This window comes from Kitasatospora sp. NPDC087861 (assembly GCF_044742585.1).
Classification (GTDB): domain Bacteria; phylum Actinomycetota; class Actinomycetes; order Streptomycetales; family Streptomycetaceae; genus Kitasatospora.
Map to the genome: position 1 here is coordinate 1 of NZ_JBIUUS010000107.1, position 1763 is coordinate 1763.

The 1763-nt window shown below is 72.3% G+C and carries 1 protein-coding gene; it reads right to left on the reverse strand.

Annotated features, from left to right (window positions below; all coding sequences use genetic code 11):
- Positions 1-1763: amino acid adenylation domain-containing protein (locus ACIOJE_RS41245; protein ID WP_400783834.1), on the reverse strand; the 1763-nt coding region annotated here is incomplete at both ends.

Sequence of the window (1763 nt, forward strand, 5' to 3'; positions counted from 1 at the left end):
GCGAAGAAGTCGTCGTCGATCCCGACCGTGGGGAGGCCGAGGATCTGGGCGAAGACCTCGCAGAGGATCTCCTCGCGCGGGGTGCGCGGGGCGCGGTTGGAGAGGGTGGCGAGGTCGGGTGCGGGGAGGGCGCGGCGGTCGAGCTTGCCGTTGACGGTGAGGGGGAGGGCGTCGAGGGTGACGATCGCTGCCGGGATCATGTATGCGGGGAGGGTTGCGGCGAGGTGGGCGCGCAGGGCGGCGGGCTCGAACTCGGTGGCGGGGACGGTGTAGGCGATGAGGCGCTTGTCGCCGGGGGTGTCCTCGCGGAGGAGGACGGTGGCCTGGGCGACGGCCGGGTGGGAGGCCAACGCGGCCTCTACCTCGCCGAGTTCGATGCGGAAGCCGCGCAGTTTGATCTGCTGGTCGGCGCGGCCGGCGTATTCGAGTTCGCCGTGGTGGTTCCACTTGGCGAGGTCGCCGGTGCGGTACATCCGGCTCCCGGCCGGGCCGTGGGGGTCGGCGGTGAAGCGTTCGGCCGTCAGGGCCGGCCGGTGGAGGTAGCCCCGGGCGAGGCCGGAGCCGGCGAGGTAGAGCTCGCCGGTGACGCCGGCCGGGACGGGCCGCAGGCGCGCGTCCAGCACGTAGGCGCGCATGGCGTCCAGGGGGCGGCCGATCGGCAGGGCCTTGCCGGTGTCGGTCACCGGCAGGGCGGTGGCGAAGGTGGTCGTCTCGGTCGGTCCGTAGACGTTGACCACGACCGTCTCCGGGCAGCTCTCCCGCACCCGTGCCACGGCGATCGGGGAGACCACGTCGCCGCCCGTCCACACCTCGCGCAGCCCGGTGAAGCAGCTCGGGTCCTCGTCCGCGAAGAGCGTGAACAGGCCGATGGTCACGAAGATCCAGGTGACCTGGTGCCGCGCGATCACCCGGGCCAGCGACGCGGCTGTCACCTCACCGGCGGGCGCCACGACGACCTGGTGCCCGGTCAGCAGGGGGACCCAGAGTTCGAAGGTGGAGGCGTCGAAGGAATGGGGCGAGTGTAGGAGGACGCGCTCGGTGGCGGTGCCGGTGTAACGGTGGTCGGCCGCGAGGGCGGCGATGTCGTGGTGGGTGACGGCGACGCCCTTGGGGCGGCCGGTGGAGCCGGAGGTGTACATCACGTACGCCAGCTGCCGCTCGTGGCAGCGGATGTCGGGAGTGGTCCGGAGCTGGTCGGCGTCGTCCGTGGTGAGGACGGTGAGGCCGAGTTCGGCGGCCTCGTCGCGTAGTGCGGTGTCGGTGAGGACGATGGTGGTGCCGGTCTCGGTGGTGATGGTCCGGCGGTGGGTGAGGGGGTAGCGGGGGTCGAGCGGGACGTAGCAGCCGCCGGCCTTGACGATGGCCAGCAGCGCGACGATCAGGTCGGCGGAGCGCTCCATCAGGACGGCGACGGCGGACTCGGTCCGGACGCCCTCGGCGGCCAGGCGCCGGGCGAGGCCGTTGGCGCGGGCGTCCAGCTCGGCGTAGGTGAGTTCGGTGTCCCCGTACACGACTGCGACGGCGTCGGGGGTCCGTGCGACCTGGGCGGCGAACAGCTCGGGCAGCGCGCCCGGCACGGGCTTGACGGCGGTGTCGTTCCACTCGGTGAGGATTCGGTGGTGTTCGGCGGTGTCGAGGATGTCGATGTCGGTGACGGGTTGGTCGGGCGCGGTCAGGGCGGCTGAGAGGACCCGGATGAATCGCTCGGCGATCTGTTGGGCGGTGTGGGGGTCGAAGAGGTCGTGGGCGTAGGTGAGGGTGCC